The sequence below is a fragment of the Massilibacillus massiliensis genome, assembly GCF_900086705.1.
GTDB classification, from domain to species: Bacteria; Bacillota; Negativicutes; order FLKF01; family FLKF01; genus Massilibacillus; species Massilibacillus massiliensis.
Genome location: NZ_LT575483.1, coordinates 2,005,238 through 2,027,804, shown reverse-complemented (window position 1 = coordinate 2,027,804; position 22,567 = coordinate 2,005,238). Strand labels below are relative to the sequence as shown.

Genomic DNA, 22,567 nt, shown 5'->3' with positions numbered 1-22,567 from the left:
ACGTAAATTGTTTAGCTGCATTTTATTTTTTTGCTCATTTTTAAACAAGTCCTAAAGCTCTTGCAGTGAATGCGGTTGCAATGCAGACAATAATCCCAAGTATGGTTGGCAGTAGAAAAGCAACTGCTGTCCATTTTACACTGCCGCTTTCTTTATACGCAGAGAGCAGCGCTGTAGTACATGGCCAGTGGAGCAGGCAAAAGAGCATCGTGTTGACGGCCGTTAGCCAAGTCCAGCCATTGGCGAGTAAAATATCTTTGAGCTGTGATAGTGTCTCTACCTCTGTGAGCTGACCGGTTGCAAGATATGACATTAAGATAATTGGTACGACGATTTCATTGGCCGGTAATCCAAGAATAAAGGCCATTAAGATGACGCCGTCCAAACCAAGATAATAAGCAATCGGGTTTAATAGCTGGGAAAAGTGTTGTAATAAACTAGAATCACCGACCATCGTATTGGCAAGAATCCAAGTAATGGCTCCGGCAGGTGCAGCCATAATCACAGCGCGTTTTAAAACAAAGATTGTTCGATCAATTAATGAACGATAAAGAACTGCCGTAAATTTTGGCATGCGATAAGGTGGAAGCTCTAGTATATTCGTAGAGGGTTCACCTTTTAAAAGTGTGTGCGATAGTGCCCAGGCACTAAAGAAAGTAAGTAATATTCCGAGCAGAACAATCAATGTAATACTAAGAGAAGTAATCATTGTTGATAAATCCGGTGCAAAAATTCCGGCGACAAAGATTGTTGAAATAGCGATGAGTGTTGGAAAACGTCCGTTACACGGAACTAAATTGTTGGTTACAATTGCGATAAGTCGTTCACGAGGTGAATCGATGATACGACAGGAAACGATTCCCGCGGCATTACAACCAAATCCCATGCACATGGTAAGAATTTGTTTGCCGCAAGAGTGACATTTTTTAAATGCATGGTCTAAATTGAAGGCGACACGTGGTAAGTAGCCCAAGTCTTCTAATAAAGTAAAGAGAGGAAAGAAAATCGCCATTGGCGGCAGCATGACAGAAACTACCCAAGCAAGTGAACGATACATACCTGAGACAACAATTCCATGCAGCCAAGCAGGCGCACCTAGGTAGATAAACAATTCTGAGAGATCGTCTTGCATTCCCAGCAGTAGATCGGCAAGAAGTTGTGAGGGAATATTGGACCCTTCAATTGTGATCCAAAAAACGCAACTTAAAAGCAGCAGCATAACGGGATAACCAAACCAACGTGAAGTAAGTAAATCATCCAGACGATGTTCTAGAGATTTTTTTTCTGCTGCCTTTTTCTGCACCACTTGCTGGCTGATTTGTTCTGCATGTTGATAGAGTGTGGCGACGATTTCATCTTCGCTGGGGTCAGCTGAATCCATCTGAACTTTTCGGGGTGTGCTATTGATTTCATTATTGGCAACTTCAAACAAAGTGCGCTTTAAATCCTCCATACCTTCACCAGTTCGCGCTGTTGTTCCAACGACTGGTACACCAAGCTGTTCGCTCAGGCGATTGAGGTTTACATCAATACCTTTTCGTTTGGCTTCATCCAGCAGATTTACACAAACAACGACTTTGGATGTAATATTCATCACTTGCAGCGCTAGGTTAAGATTGCGTTCGAGTGAAGAGGCATCGACGACAATTAAGGTTGCATCGGGTTTTGCTTCACAAATAAAATCACGCGCAATTTCTTCTTCCATGCTGTGTGCCATAATCGAATAAGTTCCCGGCAAGTCAATGAGTAGAAATTCCTGTTCAAAATAATGGAAGGTACCTTGGGCATTATCTACTGTTTTACCGGGCCAATTGCCTGTGTGTTGTCGAAGTCCTGTTAATTCATTGAATATCGTACTTTTTCCTACATTGGGATTGCCGGCAAGCGCAATTATAAATTGCTGCGGTGTAGCTTGAATATGAAACCGTTCTTTTAAAAATGCAAGGTGTTGTATGCGATTTTCAAACATTTTCTTTCCTCCTATATCATTCATGAAGATAAACTTTTTTATAATTTCACTTTAATAAAGTCTGCATCTTCATTGCGGAGGGCAATTGTAGTGCCGCGCACATGATAGGCCACTGGATTTCCGGATGGGCTGCGGCGGACACACTTTACCAAGGTACCAGGCACCAGACCCAAATCTAGAACGCGTCTTTTTAATAGACCTGTAAGTTCTATCGTATTGACATGGCAGGTTTGCCCGATCTCAAGTTGTGTAAGAGAGGGTTTGCTCATATGATTTATTTCCATAAAATCAGCCTCCATAGCGAAAGTTAGTGCTGGGTACGGATGTTAACCGCAGCTAACTTTTTCTATTATTTGTGGTATTTTATGAAAGCGAAAGTTATTGTGTTACAAAAATATCGTGAGAATTTTTTTATTTTTAGATTTTAAAAAGACGATAAGAGCCAACTTATGCACTTTGTTATACACATTATCCACAAGATGTGTTATAAATTAATATAGAAGTAATTTTTACAAGAAAGTGAAATTTATAGTAAAAATTCGCGTGCAACATAATTTATTAAAATCATTCATTTGTAAAGCGGTTTTCAATGTGATTGGAGGGGTTTTGGATATGGTGAACAAAGAAATTGTACTTGTAATTGATGATAGTGCTTTAATTTGTAAGGTTGTTGAAGATATCCTGAAGACAGCCAGTTTGAATGTTGTAAAAGCAAAGCATGGTGAAGATGGTTTGAAGCTGGCTATTGATTTAGTTCCTAATTTAATTTTATTAGATCTTATTTTGCCAAAAATAAATGGTTTTGAGATCTGCAGGCGTTTAAAAAGTAATCCAATCACGATGCATATTCCTATTATGTTTATTACGGCGAAGCAAGACAGTGATGTTATCGTAAGATGCTTTGAATGCGGTGGGGTTGATTATATCGCGAAACCCTTCATCCCATCGGAATTAAAGGCACGGGTAAGGGTGCATTTAGAAAATCAGCGAGCTAAAAATGAGCTGACTATTATCATTAAAGAGATGACGAAAATGGTCAACCATGATTATTTAACGAAAATTTATAGTCGTCGTTACTTTATGTCAAAACTGAAAATGCAATTGGATACAAATGATGATGATATGGTGATCGCTTTAGGCGATATTGATGATTTTAAAAAAGTCAATGACACTTACGGGCATTCGATGGGGGATGAGGTTCTGCATTGTGTAGCGGAAATTATGAATGAAGCCTGTAGGGATAATGATATTGTAGCTCGATGGGGCGGTGAAGAATTTATTGTGTTCTTCCCGAAGGCTACAGTAGCAGAGGCTAAAATGTTTGTAGAAACGATTCGTGAAAAAATTTCACGGGAGAAATTCAAGTATGGAGAAAGATTTTTTGGTGTGACGATTACATTTGGCTTGGTTCAGATTTCACCAAAATTAACAATGGAAAAAAATATTTCCCTTGCGGATGCTGCCTTATACGAGGGGAAAGGGCGGGGCAAAAATTGTTCTATTATTTATGAGCAGACAACAAAAAAAGAAGCTATTTGTGAATAATAGCTTCCATTGTGTAGAAGAACTATGGACAGATAGGTAGTCGGCTATGGCACTAATATTTTATTTATAAAATTCTTAGTGTATCCCTAAACCCAAGGCTTTTCTTTTGGCATTGCCCCAAAATAAGATGCAACGCAAGCGGTAGCATCACCATGAACGAAAACAATGATGTATAATTAAAGTATGGCATAAGGTCGATTCTTTTTGAGTCAAGAACTCGACCCCAAAATTGATATGATTTCCTGCTTGCACCACATATTGTCCAGCCCCTTCGGGCGAAAGGACGTGTAGTAAAGTAATAACTTACAGGAAGTCACGCCATATTTTATCTACAAGGGGATGGTATTGTGGACATAACTTATGAGCGTTGTTGTGGGATTGATGTACACAAAAAGATGATAGTTGCCTGTCTAATCTGTGGTGGAAAGCAGCAACTTCGTCAGTTTGGTACAACGACAAAAGAACTGAGAGATTTATCAGCTTGGTTAGTTGACGCCGGTTGTCAAATGATTGCCATGGAAAGTACCGCTTCCTACTGGAAACCATTGTACAATATCTTTGAGCTTTCCGATCTCAATGCCATGGTAGTAAATGCCCAGCACATGAAAGCTTTGCCTGGTCGTAAGACCGACGTCAAAGATGCAGAATGGATTGCCGATCTTCTTCGACATGGGTTACTAAAAGCAAGCTATATTCCAGACCGTGAACAACGGGAACTACGGGAAATCTCTCGCTATCGCAAGAGCTTGATTGATGAGCGAAGCCGAGAGCTGAACCGATTGCAGAAAATGCTAGAAGGAGCCAATGTGAAACTATCCAGTGTAGTAAGTGCCATCAACGGCAAGAGTTCCAGGCGACTTTTGGAAAGCATTGTCCAAGATAAAAAGCTTGATGAAGACGAGATTTTAAGGCTGCTTCATCCTAGTATGCACGCTAAACTCAATGAAATCATGGCTTGCGTTGATGGAATTATTTCGCCCTTGCAACGCAGATTGCTTCGTAATGTCTTGGATCATATTGACGATATGACAAAACGTATCGAAGATATGGACAAACTAATCAAAGACTACTTGAACAAATATGAAGAAGCCATCGCAGCCATAGATGAAATACCGGGTGTTGGGAGAATCAGTGCAGAAACAATCTTAGCGGAAATCGGATTAAATATGAATCGGTTTCCAACCGAAAGACATATTAGTTCTTGGGCTGGTGTGGCGCCAGGTAACCATGAGAGTGCAGGGAAACGAAAGAGTGGAAAAACTACGCATGGAAATACAACATTAAAAGCTATGTTAGTACAATGTGCTAAGGCTGCGCAAAAGACGAAGGGAAGCTTTTTTTCAGCTCAATATCAACGGATTGCAGCGCGAAGAGGAAAAAGCAGAGCCGCCGTAGCTGTGGCTCATTCCATACTAATCGCTATTTACTACATACTAAAAGCAAAAGTTCCTTATCGAGAGTTAGGTTCGGAATATTACAATCAATTTAACCGAGAGAAGAAAATACAATCCTATTTGAAGAAATTAGCGGCTTTGGGTTGGGAGCGCCCCACCACAGCTACAACCTGATTGTCTATATACGATATTTTTTGTCCTGAATTATAGGGCTTGTCTTTGTGCGTCCTTTTTCTAGGATATAGAAGAGGTTTTCATAGTAAAGAAACAAAAAGTCTAGGCCACAAACCTCCAAAACACTTGAAAAAAGGCCAACTTACTAAAATCCTAAACTCGCTTCGCTCAAACAAACGGATTTCTTAACGTAAGTTGATCTTTTTTCATCCTTCGGAACGTATTTTTCCGGAAAGGCCAAGTACGAAAATTGGAGTACCGCATTTTAATGCGACGCGCCCTTAGTCTGCAATGGTGATAACATCACCGGTTATTCCGGGAGCACCGTCTATACTTCCTTGCGGCAAAGACTGTGGCGTTGCGGAGGCTTTTTGGGTATCTGTTATCGCCATATCTTTTATGGATTCAGTTTGCGCAGGAACGACTTCTCTTAATTCGGGCAGTTTGGCAATATTTTGATATTTTAGTTGGACATCTAGCGGTACATTCAATTTAATGGCTAATGTGTTCAAATCGCTTTTTATGGTTTTTAGGTTATTGGTAGCTTTTTCTAAACTTGCATTGGATAGTTTATTTGCCTCTGGATCAGAACGAAGCAGACTATTTTGCATCAGCATATAGGAGATCTCTAAATCGGAAAGAAAATTTGCATAATTTTTTAGGCTGGCTGCCAGTGCATTTTGATCTTCAGCACTTAAGTTCGTTGGCGGCTTCATTGCTGTAATTCGTTCTTGCGATTGCTCTAATCGGCGATTCAAATGATCAATGTTTGCCCAGGCGATACCTGGTGAGGGTGTATTGTTTTTTTGTATACCAGTCACCAAGGTTTTGTATTCGGCATGAATAGAGGAGTAGAGTTTTATTTCTTGATTTAAGTCTTGGATAAATTGAAGGAAGGCTACTTGGTCAGGACGATATTGATCAGCCCATACTTCTGTTTTGGCAAGATTGCCTTCGACGGCAGAGGTGCTGTCGGCTTGTTCGGCCTGTTTATCTAAAGATTGTTTATAGAGCACTGCCGTGAAAATAGAGGTGAATAGCAGAAAACTCATCAAAATTGTTATCAATATAGAAGGAAGAACGTTATACGGTTTGTGTTTCCATAAAAGGTATAAGCCGATAGGAAAAAATAAAATCAGCATACTCCAAATCAGCCAAGGTTTAGAAAAAAAACTTGGTTTCTTTTTTCTCGTCTTTTTGATCATGGGCAATCACCTTCCTCGTAAAATGGTACAATATTTAAATTTAGAAATAATTTTATAATTTTGTAGAATATAGTACTATTTTACATTAAAATAGACAATAAAGCTATATGATCAGGCGGTTTATCATGGGCAAATGGTCCTGTTATAGCAGGATTTATTCTAAAATATATGGAACATGAATATATTTACAGGCAAAGTGTATTTTCAAAATTAAGAGGTGATCGTGATGGTTTCAGAATGGGAATTATTATTAAGATTGGTACTGGCTTGCTTTTTGGGTGGTTTGATTGGCTATGAGAGACAATCAAGAAGGAAATCAGCAGGACTTCGTACAAATATATTGGTATGTTTAGGATCGTGTTTAATTATGGTATTGTCAGAGGAGATTTATCAGCAGGTTGAAGGTTTAACAAATGCTGATCCAGCGCGGCTGGCTGCACAAGTGGTAAGTGGAATTGGGTTTTTAGGTGCAGGCACGATTATGAAAGAGGGACTGACGGTAAGAGGCTTAACTACCGCTGCATGTCTCTGGGTTGTTGCTGGTGTTGGTTTAGCCGTAGGCGCTGGTTTTTATGCGGGTGCGCTGTTTACGTCGTTTTTAGTGTTTGCAACGTTAGGCACACTATCGAGACTCGATGATTGGGTAACGCATGAAAGAAATTTGGTCATTTCGATTGAATCCGATGATACGCCTGGCCAAATTGGTGAGATTGGGAAATGTTTAGAATCTCTTCATATTAAAACTAAGGGGTTACAGATAAAAGAAAATACCGAAGACACGGTTTGTATTGAAATTATTGCATTAAATAGCGATTGCACAAAGGCATCTATGATCGCTGAATGTTTAATGAAGCTTAAAGGCGTTCATGGTGTTGATATCGGATGATAGAACGAAATCTACCGATCAATACAGCGGGCGATCATTCTGTAGCGATCAGTGATTAAAAAATACCTGAACGATTTTGCGCTTTTATAAAAAAGATTGACTTTTTCGAAATTAAGATTTAAATTTAAGCTAATCATAGAAGATAAATTTGGGAAATATAGCAATGATGTTAAGAAAAAATGGAGCTAAAAGTAATTTTAAAAGTAAGGAGCGTATAAATGAATTCAAGTAAGAGTATAATGAAACTTCAAAATGGCAGTGATGTACGTGGTGTTGCTGTGGAAGGAATCACCGATGAACCGGTGAATTTGTTCCCAGAGACTGCAAATCGAATTGCGGGAGGCTTTGTTCTTTTTCTTGCACAAACATTAGGAAAAGATCCTGCTGATATTAAAATTGCGGTTGGTCATGATTCAAGAATCTCAGCATCTGAGCTAAAATGTGGTGTTTTAGAAGGAATTACGGCAAAAGGCAGCAAAGCTGTGGATTGCGGTTTGGCGTCGACACCGGCGATGTTTATGTCCATTGTTTTTGAGGAAACCAAGATGGATGGAGCAATTATGATTACGGCAAGTCATCTTCCCTATAATCGTAATGGTCTTAAATTTTTTACCAAACATGGAGGTCTGAATCGTGGCGATATTACTGCTGTACTTGAGAGTGCTGAGGGAATGCGTGCACAAAAAGGATGTCTTGCGGAAGTCGAAAAACTTGCGCTGATTGATATTTATGCCAAGTATCTGTGTGAAAAAATTTGCGCAGGTGTAAATGCGGCAGATTATATGCACCCTCTTAAAGGGATGCACATTGTGGTTGATGCTGGAAATGGCGGAGGCGGATTCTTTGCTTCAAAGGTATTGAAAGAGCTTGGTGCAGATATAACAGGAAGTGTTTTTTTAGAACCTGATGGCATGTTTCCAAATCATATTCCAAATCCAGAGGATAAGAAGGCTATGCAGGCAATCCAGGGTGCGGTACTTAACAGCAAGGCAGATTTAGGTCTTATCTTTGACACGGATGTTGACCGCATGAGCGCAGTATTATCAACAGGTGAAGAGATTAATCGGAATGCTCTGATTGCGATGATGGCAGCGATTCTTGCGCCAGATTATCCGGGAAGTACGATTGTGACAGATTCGGTTACATCAGATGAACTTAAAGTTTTTCTTGAGAAGGAACTAGGCTTGAAACATCATCGTTATATGAGAGGCTATAAAAATGTTATTAACGAATGTATTCGATTGAATGAAAATGGCACAGTGTCTCCATTGGCGATTGAAACTTCTGGGCATGGAGCACTCCATGAAAATTATTATCTTGATGATGGAGCATATTTAGCAGTCAAATTACTGATTGCAGCAGCAAGGCTAAAGGGTGATGGAAAACCACTTGGTGCGTTGGTAGAAAAATTGGGGCACCCGCAAGAAGCGCGCGAATATCGGTTGTATATGAAGGGGATAACTGATTTTCAGGCTTATGGAAAGCAGGTTTTGCAGGCGTTTGAAGAGCGGGCTTCAGCACGTAATATTCAGATTGCGACTCCGTCTTTTGAAGGTGTACGTCTTGTGTTTGAAGATGGCTGGGCTTTATTGCGGATGTCATTGCACGATCCTAATATGCCATTAAATATAGAAAGCCGTCATGCAGGTGGTTGTGATAAAATCTTGCACGAGGTTGGGGTATTGCTCACGGGATTTGATGGACTTGATATGAGTGTATTTAAAGATCAGAAGAAATAAAATAAAATCGGTGTTTATGATTGTAATTCATCATAAACACCGATTTTTTGTTTATTTCTCTATTATTTTTGGAGTGGTTTTTTCAAAAGTGCCAAAACGAGCATACCTACGATGGAACCGATGATCAAGGCCGCTAGATATCCAAATGGATTGCTGATGACCGGTACGACAAATAGGCCGCCATGGGGAGCACGTAATGCACAGTTAAACATCATGGATAGTGCGCCTGCTGTTGCTGAGCCAAGAATACATGCAGGAAGAACTCTAACTGGGTCAGCAGAGGCAAAAGGAATTGCACCCTCGGTAATAAAGGAGAGACCCATAATATAGTTTGTCACACCTGATTTTCTTTCACTTTCAGTAAAGCGATTTTTAAAGAAAGTTGTACAAAGTGCGATTGCAAGCGGTGGAACCATACCGCCGGCCATGACAGCCGCCATAATTTCGTATTGTCCATTGGCTAAAGAAGCGGTGCCAAATACGTAAGCCGCCTTGTTGATTGGGCCGCCCATATCGACAGCCATCATACCGCCGAGTAAGATGCCAAGAAAAATCTTACTGCTGGAACTTAATGAATTTAAACCATCTGACATCCAAGCATTAATTGCACCTACCGGTGGATTGATAATCAATAAAATAATAGCACCGATGAGAAGAACACCAAAGAATGGGTATAGTAGAACTGGTTTTAAACCTTCCAGAGATTGTGGCAGTCCGGAGAAAAGTTTTCTTAACCCTAGCACGATGTAGCCGGCAACAAATCCGGCGATCAATGCACCTAGAAAACCAGAACCGCCGCTATTAGCAAGCATCCCACCGACGAAGCCAACTGCCAGTGCCGGACGGTCTCCGATACTCATCGCGATGAATCCAGCGAGGACTGGGAGCATAAACCCAAAGGCAGTTCCGCCGATTTTCATGAGGAAGGCGGCTAATGGTGTATTGGAACCAAACTTTGATGGATCAATCGTGTAATCGTCAAATAAAAATGCAAGTGCGATCAAAATACCGCCGCCAATTACGAACGGAAGCATATGTGATACGCCATTCATTAAGTGTTTATAAATTTGACGACCGAAACTTTCATGTTCGTCGGTTAGCTGCGTAGCTTCTTTTGTATTACTGTAATAGACGGGAACCTTTGTTTTTGTGGCGCGTTCTAGCAACTCTTTTGCCTTATGGATACCATCGGCGACTCTTGTCTGAATGACTGGTTTACCGCTAAACCGTGCTAATTCAACATTTTTATCAGCAGCAATGATAATACAATCTGCATTTTTTATTTCTTCAGCAGTGAGGACATTTTTTGCGCCTCCGGAGCCATTGGTTTCTACTTTGATCGAAATACCCATTTCTTTTGCTGTTTGTTCAAGTTTTTCAGCTGCCATGAAAGTATGCGCAATACCTGTCGGACAAGCAGTAACAGCAAGAATTTGATATTGTCCTGGCTGAATATCCGGTGCTTTTTTTGCTTCCTCAGGAAATTTTTTTGCTTCTGTTTCGTCAATTTGTTTTAAAAATTCTTCTGCACTTGTTGCATGGAGTAAGCTATTTTTGAAATTGCTATCCATAAGGATTGTAGCTAAGCGGCTGAGTACTTCAACATGTAAGTCAGCAGAAGTATCCGGTGCCGCAATCAGGAAAAAGAGTTTTGCCGGCTGACCGTCTAATGATTCGTACTCGACACCGTCTTTTACAACCATTGCAGCAAGTCCGGCTGCTTTTACAGCACGGCTTTTGGCATGTGGAATTGCAATGCTTTCACCTATGCCGGTGGTACTGCTTGCTTCACGCGCAAGTACATCCTTTTTATAGGCTTCCTTGTCTGATAGGTTTCCGGTATCTGCCATAAGATCAACCAGCATATCAATCGCTTCTGATTTTGAGGTTACTTTTGCATCTAAAGCAATGCCGCTAGCTTTTAATAAATCGGTAATACGCATATATATATCCCCCTTATAATAAAGCATTAAAAAGTTTTTCAACTTCGGCTTTTGTTGCTAACTCTTCTGAAAAGGCACTTGCGCTGCCAGTTGCTATGCCCATTTTAAAAGCTTTTTGCAAATCGCCGCTGTCTAAATAGCCAGCTAAGAAGCCTGCCACCATTGAATCACCTGCGCCGACGGAATTGATCACTTTACCTTTAGGAGCTTGGCTTTTATAAACATCCTGCTTGTTTGTCAGGAGGATCGCTCCATCCCCGGCCATCGATATGAGTACATTTTGTGCGCCAAGATCTTGCAGCTTTTTAGCGTAAGTGATGATTTCTTCGTCGTTGTTTAGCGTTACGCCAAACATTTCACCCAATTCGTGATGATTGGGTTTGATTAAGAAAGGTTTGTATTTTAAAACATTTAATAATAAAGAGCAAGTCGCATCGACAATGATATGCACATCTTTTTTCATGAGTTTTGCCATGATTTTTTCGTAAATATCATTTGGGAGCGTACTTGGAATACTGCCGGCGAGTACCAATATATCGCCGGCGGATAAATGATCTAATTTCGTAAATAATGCTTGTAAGGCAATTGCATCGATAAAAGGACCTTGCCCGTTGATTTCACTTTCTGCTTCGGCTTTAATTTTTACATTGATGCGAGAAAGACCTTGATCGAGTTCAATAAAATCACTTTCACAACCAAGTTGCTGCAAACGTTTCTTTACTTCCTGACCGGTAAAACCAGCGATAAAACCAAGTGCTTTGCTAGTAAAACCAAGATTTTTTAATACGATAGAGACGTTAATTCCTTTGCCACCACAATAAATCATCTCTGTTTTTGTGCGATTGACTGCACCTGGTGTAAAAGTATCCAATTTTACGATGTAATCCAGAGATGGATTAAAAGTTACTGTATAAATCATAGCGAGTTCACCTCTATAATCGTTGTATAGTCATGAAATTTTTTATCAGCAGAGGCATTCGTGATAATTGTTGCACAAGAAATATTAGCAAATGTAATCGGTGAGATTTTGTTAAATTTTGAAGCGTCAGCAAGGATATAGGATTTTTTACATTTTGCTAATGCCTCGGCTTTTATCATACCTTCACTTGCATCGGGCGTACTAAAACCAGCGGTTGTGCTGATTCCGTTTACACCGAAAAAACCTTTGGTAAAATTATAGCGTTTTAAGTTGTCCATCGCTTGTGTACCGATGATAGCGGCAGTGGAACTTTTTATTTTTCCGCTGAGAATATAAGCATTGAGCCCTCTGGAAGATAATTTGCTGGCATGATAGATTCCATTCGTAACGTAAGTTGCATTTGTTTCCGTGATAAAATCAATCATCAACTCTGTTGTCGTGCCTGCATCCAGATAAACGAAATCATTTCGTTTAATTAGAGTCGCAGCATATTTTGCAATTTCCAGTTTGTCTTCTCGATGCAGATCTTTTTTTGTGGAAACATCTTCTTCACGGGTACTGTAATTATTGTCAATTGAGGTTGCTCCACCATAGACTTTATATAATTTCCCGTTATTATGGAGCACCGTTAAATCTCGACGAATCGTAGATTCGGAAGAATTGAGTAATTTTGTCAAATCAAGGACGGTTACTGCTTTCTTCTCTTCTAATATTTTCAATATTGTTGCATAGCGTTCTTCTGTTAAAATTGTATCCACGTCCTTTCATGATTAGAATATCACCACAAATAGCCAAAGTCAATCAAATAAATGCAATATATAGTCGAAAACAATCACAATGAATCAAAAATACAGTTTGTACCAACTTGGTTTTGTGTTAATTTTATCAATTTTATTCGCTGTTTATTTAAATAATTTTATGTTTTTCGTTAAAAATCTTTATTATACAAAGATTCATAACATAAAAATTAAAAAAATTTTTTCAAACAAATTTGCGGTATTTATGAAATTATGTTTATAATATATATAGGAAAGAAAAATAATTTATTCGTATAATTATACTGGGGGTTGTTAAAAACAATCGTAATAGATTGTTAATTATAGATAGGAGAGTGGCTGAATGGAAGAAATTAAAGAAGAGATTAAAGAAGATATTAAACCAGCGTTTGAACCTAGTAATCCAAAACCGAAGAAAAAGAAAACATGGGATTATATTAGAAAATATCTATTTATGTTTATTGGATCGATTATTACAGCGATTGGCTTAGAGATGTTTTTAGTTCCTAATAATATTATTGATGGCGGCGTTGTTGGGGTATCTATTATGGCGAGTTATTTAAGTGGTCAATCCATAGGTTTTTTCTTGGTGCTATTTAATTTGCCGTTTTTATATTTAGGATACAAACAAATTGGCAAGACTTTCGCAATTTCCTCGATTTTTGCGATTTGTTCTTTGGCTTTTTGGACAAACCAATTTCATCCGGTAGAGGTTGTTACACATGATTTATTTTTGGCAACGATCTTTGGCGGCATATTGGTTGGATTAGGTGTAGGCTTTATTATCCGGAATGGTGGCTCATTGGATGGTACAGAAATTGTAGCAATCATTTTGGATAGACGCAGTGGGTTCTCCGTTGGTGAAATCGTTATGTTCATCAATTTATTTATTCTAAGTATCGCTGGATTAGTGTTTTCTTGGGATAAAGCAATGTACTCTTTGGTGGCGTATTTTATCATTGCGAAAGTGATGGATACAGTAATTGACGGTATTGATGAATCAAAAGGTGTTACGATTGTAAGCAATGAGCCTGATGAAATTGCAGATGCACTGATGGCAAGATTGGGGCGTGGCGTAACGATTCTTCATGGAGAAGGTGCTTACTCCGGGGATGCAAAGAAAGTTCTATATTGTGTAATTACTCGATTGGAAGTAGAGAAATTGAAGGCAATTGTCACGGAAAAAGACGAGGCGGCTTTTGTGACGATTACCGAAGTTCACGATATTATGGGTGGACGATTTAAGAAGAAAGCGATTCACTAATGTGAATTATATAGAGATTCTAGGAGAAAACTGGAGACGAGCCATTTATGGCTCGCCTCCAGTTTTTATTTTTTCATTTCAAAAGTATCGATTAGAGTTCCATCTTGTTTAAGACTTGTAACTTTGAGGGAGTCTTCATTTATTTCTAAGGTCAAGTAATTTGGTTGATCCAAGGCGCTGTCAAATACCACCTCAAACGGTTTTTGCAAGGACTCTGCCCAGGCAATATTTCCGCTGCGCCCTGTGGAAATATAAATCGTGCCTTCTTTAGCAGGTTTTCCATCAAAGAGTGGAGAGGTTCTGCCATAAGAATGGATATGTGCTGTAAAGACCAAGTCAACCTTGTATTTATCAAAAATAGGGACAAATGCCTGACCTATTTCATTTAAGTTTTCGACGTCGGGATAACTAAATAGACTGCGATGCATTAAAATGATTTTCCAAGGTTTTGAAGTTGTTTGCAAGTTCTTATCCAACCATGCTTTCTGTTTGGTAATTAAATCTGGCTGAAATTGCAGCAATTCTTCCAGCTGACTGTCTAACACGACAAAATGGACATTGCCGTAATCAAAGGAATAAGCCTGTCCTTTTAAGTCATCAGGACCATTCATGGGCAGATTAAATAATTCAAGATATAAAAATGCAGGGGAATATGTGCCGCCAGGTAAATAATTTTCATGGTTACCGCTGATTGGTGCGACAGGGATCGTAGCAATCATATCACCGGCACCGTCAAACCAAGATTTCCATTGATCATAGTGAGAGCCGATGTCGACTAAATCGCCAAGATTCATGAAAAAAGCAGCATCCATATTTTTTGACCAAGCGGTTTGCGCGGTTTGTTTCCAAACTGTGTAATCAGAACTTTGTGAATCGCCAAAGATAATCGCTTTAAAAGTTGAAGGATCCATATCTTCGGTTGTAAACTGCTGCCAAGGAGACCAGTTGTTATCACTGCCCACACGATACGTATAGATGGTGCTGGGGGATAAATCTGTGAGTGTAACCGAGTGAATGGTCATGGCTTCAGCATTTGTCGTTAGTTTTTGTGAATTCGCCGGGAGGCTTAACGCATCGGTTTGATTGATTTCTTTGTATTCTATTTTTTGTATTACTTCTGAAGGCGTAGTTTGCCAAGCAATTGTGCGCATTGTTTTAGAATTTGTCGTTATCGTCTGCGTAATATAATGTGGAGTGGGGCTGTCCAATTGTTCTCCAAAGGTAAAATAGGTACCGCTTCCAAGTAATGCAATCAATAGAAATAGAAAGATTCGTGATTTTTTAGAAAGCATAAGTTCTCCTTTCATGATATGAAGAGTATGGCTCTTTATAGTATGAAAAGAAATATGCCAAATATACTGGATCATTCTAAATTCACGTCTGCATGCGATTTTGTCGAAAACGGCAGAAACTATCTTGCTTGTTTTCTTAAAAAGTCTTTAAATTCTAAATCGTATTGCGAAGAAGATATGCCATAGACCTTTGTAAATGCTTCCTCTGTGTTTCCTGTACTTTTTACCGTTTCGAGCCATGTATGCAAAGACGCAAATCCGTATTGTTCTACGAGGTGTAAAGCGGCAAGCTCTGAAAGTGTGTACACAGTATCAGCTCCATATTTATCGGTGGCAGAGATCCAATCTTGCTCTGATCGCAAATCTGACAAATAAGGTAAGGTCGTTTTTTTATGCAAACTGTTAAGCCAAGAATATTTATAATCTTCCATTGTATACAATCCTGCGGTTTCAACGATATGCGCGGCAACGACAGAAGCGCTGCCATTTACAAGCCAACTCATTGTGACCAGTACATCTGGTGAGACGAGCTGTGTTTGAAAGCGCTTGGTCATGATGGTAGAGGTCATAAATATTTTTTGATGACGATCTGGAAGTGCACTTGTATCGATGAGTGTGCTGCTGGTGTTTAAAAACCAAATACTATCTTGCAGGTCTTTTCCATTCGTTTCGGTATGCATACCAAATTCTTTCTTGAGTAAACGAAGATATTCATCTTTACTATTTGTGAGCAAAAGCCGTTGTGAAGTTCTTAAATCACTATGCCAGTTATTTTGGAAAAATTGGCGCGTTAGTTTTGTACTACGTTCAACGTCATTTATCGTTTCGGGTGCAACATCTGCTGAAGCAATCACTTCTATGGTCGCCGGTGCTGCCATTATATTGTGGAACCATGTTCGAAATTCTTTTAAAAATTGATCGAGTGGAATGCCAAAGGCTTGCTCGAAGGCTTTTTCATCATCTACGTCATTTAAAAGACGAAAATAGTCAGCAATTGATGTAAAGTTTTTATCGGGGTCTTGTTTTGACAGTAGATAGCAGACCATCAAATCAGATACTTGATAAGGATATTTTTCTTGTTCCATTAACGTCGTCCAAGAATCTAGGTCTATATGTGAAATTTCTGACACAGAGACGTAACTGTCCGCATTACGCAAAATATTGATCGTGTCCAATTGCCAGACAGCCAGACTCTGGAAACCGCTTTTTTCAGTCAGTGCGGCACCAATGTAATCAGCGGTGCCTTCTTTCAGCCAATACAATCCTTTGTCATCGTTGTTATGGGATAATTGCGCTTGTACTTGATGAAAGAGTTCATGCCCGGCTGAGGCAATCAGATTTTGCGGAATCTGCATTTTGTTTGCAGCTCCATTCAATGCAACCATATGTAATTTATCATTGGATATTCCCGCTGAAAGCTTACCTTGCCGCATCGCTTTGTCTTTCGGTAGATGTATTTCTTGTGCTAAGACATTTGTGTACTCCTCCTGTGTAGAACAAAGGAGCAGCTTGATATCACGGGTAAGTTCCAATTTCATCTCAGCTTTTAAAAATTGCTTGAAGAGTACCGTTGTTTTTTGTGTGTTCTCTATTAAGGATTGATTCATTTTCCCACGGGAGATGATATCAATCTTTCCAGTGCCATTTTCAGAAGGGAAAAAGAAAAAAAAGGCTGCGACCAATATACCGATGCAAAATAGTAGTAAGACTAAAAATTTCTTCACGTTACTGTCTCCTTTCAGACGATAAAACCATTGCCGGTATTTAGAATAAAAGTAAGTAGTCCTGCCATTATTGCAAAAAGTGTAGTTTGTGTCAAGCCGTATAAGGATGTAATTTCAATTGTGATAAAATCGTTTGATTTATTCCATTGGTATATCATATGAAGCTGGAACATATTAAAGACGAATGCTGAAGTTAAGATTTCTTGTCTCAAATGCAGCATTCGTCTTTTTGTACTTGTTTAGGAGGGGAAATTTCTAATGGCAAGGTGAGATAGATACATACAAAAATGATAGCGCGGATTTTTTCCACGCTATCATTTAAACTTAAAAAGCAATATTATTTTTTAGTAGCTTGATGCGCATAAACTCAATAGAGCTTATGCCAAATAACCATATCACAGTTTACTTAATGAAACGCACCTGTTCGCAAATTTCGGCAATTGCTTCTTCCTTTTTTTCGTTAAAAATAACTTTGTTTTCCTCAAACAAATTGCGGCCATGTGTATCAATGGAAACAATAAGCGGACCGAATTCTTTCACTTTACAAGTCCAGAGCGTCTCTGGCATGCCAAGATCTTTCCAATTCGCAGACTCAATTTTTTCAACACAAGTTGCCGCAACAACGGCACAGCCTGCGGGGAAAACCGCATGAAGTGCCTTATGCTTCTGGCAGCCTTTCATTGTGCCATCGCCCATGCCGCCTTTGCCGACAATGAGTTTAACCCCGGTTTGTTTAATAAATTCTTCTTCAAATTTTTCCATGCGCATGCTTGTCGTTGGTCCAACGGATACCATTTCATATTTTTCATCCCCCAATGGACGAATAATCGGGCCTGCATGAAAAATGGCTCCGCCATCGAGATCGACGGGAAGTTTTCGTCCCTCTTCAATCAGGCGGCGGTGTGCGACATCGCGGCACGTTGTAATATAACCGTTTAAATAGACAATATCGCCTACGTTAATATCTTCTAAATCTTCCGCTTTGATCGGCGTTGTTAAAATTTTCTTTGTCATTAGAAATCCACCTCCGCATGAGAATCAATTGTATAATTTAGCTCTCGATCAAATATGACATGTCCACGTCGATGTGACCAGCAACCCACATTTACAGCGACACCGATAACCGATGGATGTCTCGCCGTATTTTCAATATGAACACCAAGTACCGAGTTTTTTCCTGTTAGGCCCTGTGGGCCAAGTCCAATTTTATTAATCCCATTCTCTAATAGTTTTTCCATTGAAGCGGCCCGCGCATTCGGATTATGACTGCCAAGCGGTCGCATCAAAGCTTTTTTTGAAAGGACAGCTGCGGTTTCTACCGATGTTGCAATACCAACGCCGACTAATAATGGCGGACAAGCATTCAATCCGTAACTTGTCATCACATCCATGACAAAACGTGTTACGCCCTCATAACCTTCGCCGGGCATGAGCACCATAGCTTTCCCGGGTAAGCTGCAACCGCCGCCGGCCATGTACGTATCAATTTCAAGCTTGTCATTATTTGGAATGATATCCCAAAATAATGTTGGAACACCTTTTCCTATATTTTTACCTGTGTTATATTCATCAAATGTTTCTACACTATTATGACGCAATGGAGCATCCTCGGTAGCCTGTAACACGGATTGACGCAAGGATTCCTCTATTTCATTTATATAAGGAAAATTTGCACCACACTTGATGAAAAATTGAATCGCTCCTGTATCTTGGCAGCTTGGTCGATTTAATTCTATGGCAAGCTCCTGATTTTTAAACATCGTTTCATAGATAACTTTTGAAAGTGGAGCATCTTCCTCTTTACCAAGTTCCTTCAACTTTTTTTTCACATCATCTGGTAATACTTTGCCTGTATACGCTACAACCTTAGCAATTGTATCTGTTAAACGCGATACGACTTCTTCCTTATTCATCAATATCAACCTCTTTCTGTATTATACTTTCCTGCTAGGAAGACAATTAGATTTATTATGACCATTGCTTTAAAGACCTTATAATCAAAAAATAATTCCTCCGGATTTTATAGTATTAGATGATGTGTTTTGTATGATAAATCACTTCATAAATAGTAAGAAAAATCTGTTTTTTATGCGCGGCGTTGCACATTCCTTTACACAATTTAAAGTATAATTTATACTTGGTTATAAGTCGAATATGAAAAAATTTATAATCATTATAGGATTTTTCATATAATCAAAGGAGTCGATAAACGAATGGAATATCGCCATTTAAAATATGTTCTCACAGTAAGCGAAGAAAAAAGCTTCTCTTTGGCAGCCAAAAAGCTTTATATTTCACAGCCCTCATTGAGTCAACTCATTCTAAAATTAGAAGATAAAATTGGCTTTTCCTTGTTTGACAGAAGCTGCACACCATTAAAGCTGACCTATGTTGGTGAATTATATATCGAGATGGCGAAAAAAATAATAGATTTAAATGATCAATTTACAAAACAGGCAGATGATATTGCTAATTTGCGTCGTGGGCGTTTGACGATCGGCAGTTCACCGTTCCGCAGTACCTATTTAATGGCGCAGATTATTCCTGTCTTTGAACAACGGTTTCCTGGGGTGGAACTTATTTTAAAGGAAGATACGACGCTTCGTTTAGAGTCTCTTGCATTAAGTGGTTTGACGGATTTTTCAATATCACTTTTACCGATCAATACAAAACTCTTCGATTATGAAGAACTATTTCAGGAAGAACTGCTTCTTGCTTTGCCCCCGAGTCATCCACTTTGTGTTAAGCATCACAGCCAACCGGGAGACTATCAAAATCCACCTCAAATAAAGCTGGAAGAGATCAGTGATACGCCTTTTATTTTCATGGATCAAGGTCAAAAAATTCATGAAACTTTATTTGATTTATGCAATAAAGCAAATTTTAAGCCGAAAATTCTGCTCGAAACGCAAAGTATGAATGTGGCGCAGGCACTCGTAGGTGCTGGAATGGGAGCAGCTTTACTACCAGATACGTTGATTCGTGCTAGTAATCTCGACAAAAATCCTTGTTATTTCTCGCTTTCCTCAAAACCGTTCCGCACGGTCATTGTCGCCTATTGCAAAAACCGCTATCTATCTAAGGCTGCCATAGAATTTATTCGCTTAATGAAGGAGTCTTTGCGATAACTTTAAAGGAGCATGAGCAGATACTGTAAGAACTGCAAAGAATCGCACCGCTTGTAGACATCGAGATATTAGAGCAGGGCAGGCATCAGAGAAAATAATAAAGACGAATTCTAAGATAGGATGGATTATTCTATCTTCAGAATTCGTCTTTTGTAATTGGTTAGGATGTTGGCGGAACAGGTATAGATACGTTTGCCTTAATTATTTTAAATAAGCCTGAATTTTTTCACTGATTTTTTGATATGCTGCATCATCAAGCAAGACCTTATTTGCAGGCATCATTTCAAAAGTGCCGCCCCAATTCGGCGCATTTTTATATTTGGGAACGATATGAAAGTGAAGATGGGCGAGCTTATCTGAATACGCGCCGTAATTTATTTTATCGGCTGAAAAAGCTTTTTTTACAGCCTGGGCGGCATTGGCAACGTCTTGCATAAAAAGTTCCAGTTCTGTTTCCGATAACTCAAATAATTCATTTACATGCCCTTTATAAGCAACAATACATCGGCCTTGGTAGGTTTGTTCTCTAAATAAATATAAGGTGGAGGTTTTTAAAGAACATAGTTCAATCATCAAATTTTTTAAGTTTTGATCATTTTGGCAATAAAAACAATCTTCGCTCATTTTGCAAAGCCTCTTTTCTGTATTTTTAATTTTAGGCGGATTTACTTTGCAAGGTATCCACCATCAATGGGAATGACTGCGCCGTTAATATAGTCGGAAACGGATGAGGCAAGAAAAACAGTAAGACCTTTTACATCTTCTGGTGTGCCCCAGCGACCAATCGGTATACGTGCTAAAATTTCGGTATTTCTTTTCTCATCCTGCATTAAAGCTGTATTCATCTCTGTTGCCATATAACCTGGGGCGATGGCGTTCACATGCACACCCTGTCCCGCCCACTCATTAGACAATGCTTTGGTCAATTGTACAACACCGCCTTTACTTGCTGCATATGCCGGCACGGTATAGCCGCCGAAAAAACTCAACATAGAAGCTACATTAATGATTTTTCCGGATTTTTGTGCGAGCATTTTTCTACCGGCAAGTTGGCAAAGTTGAAAAACAGCATTTAAATTGACATTTATGACATCATCCCAATCAGTTAAAGAAAAATCTTCGCATGGATTACGGCGCTGGATACCGGCATTATTGATTAAAATATCAATTTTTCCGTGCAGCAGATCAAGTGCTTTATCAAATACCGCATTGATTTCATCGCGATTCATTAAATTTCCTTGTATTCCTTGAATACGATGGCCTTTTTCACGCAACTGCTGGGCGGTTTTGAAAACTTCATCGCTGGATGAAAGAATGACAACCTCTGCACCTGCTTCACATAATGCTTCTGCCATTCCTCTGCCCAAACCTCTTGTACCTCCGGTGACAAGTGCACATTTTCCGTTTAAATAAAATTGCTCCATAAAAGACATAGTATTTGACCTCTTTCTGTTTATTTAAAATCTATATATAGTATACATCCAATTGGTGTTCAAAAATAATAAGGAGACTGCTGATATTTATGACCTTCTCGCTGGTGCTTTTACTAAAGTCTGTTTAGGTGAGACCTCCTGATTTACCAATGCGGCAGGATAATATCCCGCAAGCACATCAGCAATACCTTGTGCTGCCTTCGTTTTTAAATCTATTTCTGCCTGTTCTGAGTACCAGGCCACATGTGGTGTAATGATAACATTTGATTGTCCGAGCAGCGGGCTGGACGTTGCTAACGGCTCTTCTTCTGTTACATCCAAACCGGCACCGGCAAGCTGTTTATGTGCTAAGGCTTTTGACAAGGCTGCTTCATCGATGAGTGGGCCGCGGGAAGTGTTGATAATGATAGCGGTGTTTTTCATCATGCCAAATTCTTTTTCTCCGAGCATATGATAGGTTTCTTTGCTTAATGGAACATGAACTGAAATAAAATCTGCTTCTGTTAATACCTCTTCCAGAGATAAAAGTTTAGCGCCCAATAAAGCGGCATCACTTTCTTTTACAAAAGGATCATAAACTAAAAGTTTGAGGTTAAATGCCTGCGCTTTTTTCGCCAAAGCTTTTGCAATTCTTCCGAATCCGAGTAGCCCTAGTTTCTGTCCGCTGAGCCGATAAATGGGTTTGCTGATTTTATAATCCCAACCCTTGGACTGTACCTGCTGATGTAAAAGTGTGAGTTTGCGGGCGCAAGCGATTAGGAGGGCAAATGCATGATTAGAAACTTCATCAACCCCGTAGTCCGGCACATTTAATACGCAGATGCCAAACTCTGTTGCTGCATCTAAGTCAATCGTATTGACACCGACTCCATAGCGGCAGATTACTTTTAGATGCGGTAACGCTTTCATTACTTTTCGGGTAATTGGAGCATATTGGTTTAACAGTCCGTCGGCGTCAGCGCAATGCTGCATAATCTCTTCTTCTGTTTTGCATTGCTGAGGAATTAATTTTGCACCGATTTTTTCTAGTTCTGTTTTTTCTTCGTCTAAAGATGCATATTCATAATCTGTTACATATACCTTGAATTTTTCCATACCAAATCACCTCATAAAAATTTTTGAACGGATTAGTTTAGCATTGTGGTTGAAAGGATACAGATCGATATGTAGTCTTTT

The 22,567-nt window shown here is 39.3% G+C and carries 19 protein-coding genes; 6 read left to right on the top strand and 13 right to left on the bottom strand.

The genetic code is table 11. The features are described from left to right. Positions 1-40: 40 nt before the first annotated feature. The gene (gene feoB, locus BN6559_RS09710; RefSeq protein ID WP_110954527.1) at positions 41-1,969 is read right to left on the bottom strand and encodes a ferrous iron transport protein B; all 1,929 of its coding nucleotides are present in this window, start codon (positions 1,967-1,969) and stop codon (positions 41-43) included. Between the two features lie 38 nt (positions 1,970-2,007). Beyond that, positions 2,008-2,238 (bottom strand): FeoA family protein, encoded by a 231-nt coding sequence (locus BN6559_RS09705; RefSeq protein ID WP_199883902.1) that lies wholly within the window; start codon positions 2,236-2,238, stop codon positions 2,008-2,010. 343 nt (positions 2,239-2,581) lie between these two features. On the opposite strand from BN6559_RS09705, the gene BN6559_RS09700 reads away from it, so the two are divergent. Both BN6559_RS09700 and BN6559_RS09695 read left to right on the top strand, forming a co-directional pair. After that, positions 2,582-3,514 (top strand): GGDEF domain-containing response regulator, encoded by a 933-nt coding sequence (locus tag BN6559_RS09700; RefSeq protein ID WP_110954525.1) that lies wholly within the window; start codon positions 2,582-2,584, stop codon positions 3,512-3,514. A 347-nt stretch (positions 3,515-3,861) separates the two neighbouring features. Beyond that, positions 3,862-5,082, top strand: coding sequence for an IS110 family RNA-guided transposase (locus BN6559_RS09695; RefSeq protein ID WP_110953917.1), 1,221 nt, complete (start codon positions 3,862-3,864; stop codon positions 5,080-5,082). Positions 5,083-5,363: 281 nt separating this feature from the next. Here BN6559_RS09695 and BN6559_RS09690 read toward each other — a convergent pair whose 3' ends face one another. Beyond that, positions 5,364-6,287, bottom strand: a complete 924-nt coding sequence (locus BN6559_RS09690) for a MerC domain-containing protein (protein ID WP_110954524.1) — start codon at positions 6,285-6,287, stop codon at positions 5,364-5,366. A 226-nt stretch (positions 6,288-6,513) separates the two neighbouring features. Here BN6559_RS09690 and BN6559_RS09685 point away from each other — a divergent pair, with 226 nt between their 5' ends. Both BN6559_RS09685 and BN6559_RS09680 read left to right on the top strand, forming a co-directional pair. Then, a complete protein-coding gene (locus tag BN6559_RS09685) occupies positions 6,514-7,173 on the top strand; it encodes an MgtC/SapB family protein (RefSeq protein ID WP_110954523.1) in 660 nt (219 codons plus the stop codon). A 218-nt stretch (positions 7,174-7,391) separates the two neighbouring features. Continuing rightward, positions 7,392-8,912 (top strand): phosphohexomutase domain-containing protein, encoded by a 1,521-nt coding sequence (locus BN6559_RS09680; protein ID WP_110954522.1) that lies wholly within the window; start codon positions 7,392-7,394, stop codon positions 8,910-8,912. 62 nt (positions 8,913-8,974) lie between these two features. Here the strand turns inward: BN6559_RS09680 and BN6559_RS09675 are convergent, their stop codons facing one another. Genes BN6559_RS09675 through BN6559_RS09665 form a run of 3 tightly spaced genes read right to left on the bottom strand, consistent with a single transcriptional unit; the run spans position 8,975 to position 12,532 of the window. After that, on the bottom strand, positions 8,975-10,855 hold the full coding sequence (locus BN6559_RS09675) for a PTS fructose transporter subunit IIABC (protein WP_110954521.1): 1,881 nt from the start codon (positions 10,853-10,855) through the stop codon (positions 8,975-8,977). A 13-nt stretch (positions 10,856-10,868) separates the two neighbouring features. Beyond that, positions 10,869-11,774, bottom strand: a complete 906-nt coding sequence (gene pfkB / locus BN6559_RS09670; protein ID WP_110954520.1) for a 1-phosphofructokinase — start codon at positions 11,772-11,774, stop codon at positions 10,869-10,871. Next, positions 11,771-12,532: a DeoR/GlpR family DNA-binding transcription regulator gene (locus tag BN6559_RS09665; protein WP_234407825.1), complete on the bottom strand. Its 762-nt coding sequence runs from the start codon at positions 12,530-12,532 to the stop codon at positions 11,771-11,773. The genes pfkB and BN6559_RS09665 overlap by 4 nt, the downstream gene beginning before the upstream one ends. A gap of 472 nt (positions 12,533-13,004) precedes the next feature. Between BN6559_RS09665 and BN6559_RS09660 the strand changes: the two genes are divergently transcribed. Next, positions 13,005-13,814 carry a YitT family protein gene (locus tag BN6559_RS09660; RefSeq protein ID WP_234407917.1) on the top strand — a complete coding sequence of 270 codons (810 nt, stop codon included), beginning with the start codon at positions 13,005-13,007 and terminating at the stop codon, positions 13,812-13,814. Between the two features lie 65 nt (positions 13,815-13,879). Here BN6559_RS09660 and BN6559_RS09655 read toward each other — a convergent pair whose 3' ends face one another. From BN6559_RS09655 to ttdA, 4 genes are all read right to left on the bottom strand, one after another. After that, a complete protein-coding gene (locus BN6559_RS09655) occupies positions 13,880-15,106 on the bottom strand; it encodes a purple acid phosphatase family protein (protein ID WP_199883900.1) in 1,227 nt (408 codons plus the stop codon). Between the two features lie 119 nt (positions 15,107-15,225). Beyond that, a complete protein-coding gene (locus BN6559_RS09650; RefSeq protein WP_110954517.1) occupies positions 15,226-16,830 on the bottom strand; it encodes a hypothetical protein in 1,605 nt (534 codons plus the stop codon). Positions 16,831-17,232: 402 nt separating this feature from the next. Next, on the bottom strand, positions 17,233-17,844 hold the full coding sequence (gene ttdB / locus BN6559_RS09645) for a L(+)-tartrate dehydratase subunit beta (protein WP_110954516.1): 612 nt from the start codon (positions 17,842-17,844) through the stop codon (positions 17,233-17,235). Continuing rightward, positions 17,844-18,743 (bottom strand): L(+)-tartrate dehydratase subunit alpha, encoded by a 900-nt coding sequence (gene ttdA / locus BN6559_RS09640; RefSeq protein ID WP_110954515.1) that lies wholly within the window; start codon positions 18,741-18,743, stop codon positions 17,844-17,846. Before ttdA ends, ttdB begins: the two co-directional genes overlap by 1 nt. A 300-nt stretch (positions 18,744-19,043) precedes the next feature. Between ttdA and BN6559_RS09635 the strand changes: the two genes are divergently transcribed. Next, positions 19,044-19,958 (top strand): LysR family transcriptional regulator, encoded by a 915-nt coding sequence (locus BN6559_RS09635; RefSeq protein ID WP_110954514.1) that lies wholly within the window; start codon positions 19,044-19,046, stop codon positions 19,956-19,958. A gap of 201 nt (positions 19,959-20,159) precedes the next feature. Here BN6559_RS09635 and BN6559_RS09630 read toward each other — a convergent pair whose 3' ends face one another. The 3 genes from BN6559_RS09630 to BN6559_RS09620 form a co-directional block, all read right to left on the bottom strand. Then, positions 20,160-20,612: an HIT family protein gene (locus tag BN6559_RS09630; protein ID WP_267886727.1), complete on the bottom strand. Its 453-nt coding sequence runs from the start codon at positions 20,610-20,612 to the stop codon at positions 20,160-20,162. A gap of 11 nt (positions 20,613-20,623) precedes the next feature. Further along, entirely contained in the window at positions 20,624-21,391 is a 768-nt protein-coding gene (gene fabG, locus BN6559_RS09625; protein WP_110954512.1) for a 3-oxoacyl-ACP reductase FabG, read from the bottom strand. A gap of 87 nt (positions 21,392-21,478) precedes the next feature. Beyond that, positions 21,479-22,486 carry a C-terminal binding protein gene (locus BN6559_RS09620; protein ID WP_110954511.1) on the bottom strand — a complete coding sequence of 336 codons (1,008 nt, stop codon included), beginning with the start codon at positions 22,484-22,486 and terminating at the stop codon, positions 21,479-21,481. Between the last annotated feature and the right edge of the window lie 81 nt (positions 22,487-22,567).

Bases quoted from the DNA above. Each gene is read 5' to 3' on its own strand.
- BN6559_RS09660 (WP_234407917.1), top strand. From the start codon at position 13,005: ATGTTTATTGGATCGATTATTACAGCGATTGGCTTAGAGATGTTTTTA.
- BN6559_RS09685 (WP_110954523.1), top strand. From the start codon at position 6,514: ATGGTTTCAGAATGGGAATTATTATTAAGATTGGTACTGGCTTGCTTT.
- BN6559_RS09680 (WP_110954522.1), top strand. From the start codon at position 7,392: ATGAATTCAAGTAAGAGTATAATGAAACTTCAAAATGGCAGTGATGTA.
- BN6559_RS09655 (WP_199883900.1), bottom strand. From the start codon at position 15,106: ATGCTTTCTAAAAAATCACGAATCTTTCTATTTCTATTGATTGCATTA.
- BN6559_RS09705 (WP_199883902.1), bottom strand. From the start codon at position 2,238: ATGAGCAAACCCTCTCTTACACAACTTGAGATCGGGCAAACCTGCCAT.
- ttdA (WP_110954515.1), bottom strand. From the start codon at position 18,743: ATGAATAAGGAAGAAGTCGTATCGCGTTTAACAGATACAATTGCTAAG.
- ttdB (WP_110954516.1), bottom strand. From the start codon at position 17,844: ATGACAAAGAAAATTTTAACAACGCCGATCAAAGCGGAAGATTTAGAA.
- BN6559_RS09700 (WP_110954525.1), top strand. From the start codon at position 2,582: ATGGTGAACAAAGAAATTGTACTTGTAATTGATGATAGTGCTTTAATT.
- pfkB (WP_110954520.1), bottom strand. From the start codon at position 11,774: ATGATTTATACAGTAACTTTTAATCCATCTCTGGATTACATCGTAAAA.
- feoB (WP_110954527.1), bottom strand. From the start codon at position 1,969: ATGTTTGAAAATCGCATACAACACCTTGCATTTTTAAAAGAACGGTTT.
- BN6559_RS09635 (WP_110954514.1), top strand. From the start codon at position 19,044: ATGGAATATCGCCATTTAAAATATGTTCTCACAGTAAGCGAAGAAAAA.
- BN6559_RS09620 (WP_110954511.1), bottom strand. From the start codon at position 22,486: ATGGAAAAATTCAAGGTATATGTAACAGATTATGAATATGCATCTTTA.
- BN6559_RS09690 (WP_110954524.1), bottom strand. From the start codon at position 6,287: ATGATCAAAAAGACGAGAAAAAAGAAACCAAGTTTTTTTTCTAAACCT.
- fabG (WP_110954512.1), bottom strand. From the start codon at position 21,391: ATGTCTTTTATGGAGCAATTTTATTTAAACGGAAAATGTGCACTTGTC.
- BN6559_RS09675 (WP_110954521.1), bottom strand. From the start codon at position 10,855: ATGCGTATTACCGATTTATTAAAAGCTAGCGGCATTGCTTTAGATGCA.